The organism is Roseobacter sp. TSBP12 (assembly GCF_009129705.1).
Taxonomy (GTDB): Bacteria; Pseudomonadota; Alphaproteobacteria; order Rhodobacterales; family Rhodobacteraceae; genus Celeribacter; species Celeribacter baekdonensis_A.
This window is the reverse complement of sequence record NZ_PYIB01000078.1, coordinates 1-721: the sequence shown is the minus strand read 5'-3', so window position 1 is coordinate 721 and position 721 is coordinate 1. Positions and strand designations below refer to the sequence as shown.

Sequence of the window (721 nt, the reverse complement as noted above, 5' to 3'; positions counted from 1 at the left end):
TCAGCGCGTTGCGCGCCGACATGGATCCGACATGCGCGAAGCTCCGCCCCTGCCGACGCCCCGCCAGCCGCGCGTCGATCCGCGCCGCGGCCTGGCCCCGGATGCGCTCATCCTCCCAGAGCCGCCCCATGACCGAGGCGTAGAGGGCGAGCGGATCAGCCATTTCGAGAGTTCCGGTTCTTCAGAAAATCATCGGGCATCGCCGTTCGCGTTCGAGGCTTGCCGAGAGGCAGCGAAGGGCGATTCAATTCTGAACCGGAACTCTCCCGCACCAGCCTTAAACCGCCGCCTGTCACGGGCGAGCTGTCCTCCAGAACCGCGCTCTCCGTCCCCTGCCCCTCTTCCTTTTGCGGTCCCTCCTGATGACGTAGCGCCTGTGCCGCATCCTTCATCCGGCCCAAATCACGGCTCATGGACTGCGCCAGATCAAGGAGTTCGATCAGCACCGAGCGGTCCGCCTCCGAAACCTCCAGCCGACCACGATGGACCGCCTTGGCGAGCACCAATCCGGCGTCGCTCACATCCTTCGCCTGACGCCACGCGGCGCAAAATTCCGCGACCAGATCACGGGGTACGTCGAGGAAACCGCACCGTCCGCGCAGCACCGCGTTGAGTGCCTGGGATCGGTTGGCAAAGCCCCGTTCACGCCACTCCGCGTCGAAAGCGTCCAGCTCGGATCGGCTGGCCCGGAACGCCACTGTCTCGCTCGGATCGCGCACCG

Annotated in this window: 1 protein-coding gene; it reads right to left on the bottom strand. The window is 66.2% G+C overall.

The genetic code is table 11. The features are described from left to right. Window positions 1-155: 155 nt before the first annotated feature. Window positions 156-721 (bottom strand): ribbon-helix-helix domain-containing protein (locus tag C8029_RS20795; protein ID WP_226946417.1); only part of this gene is annotated, 566 nt, incomplete at its 5' end.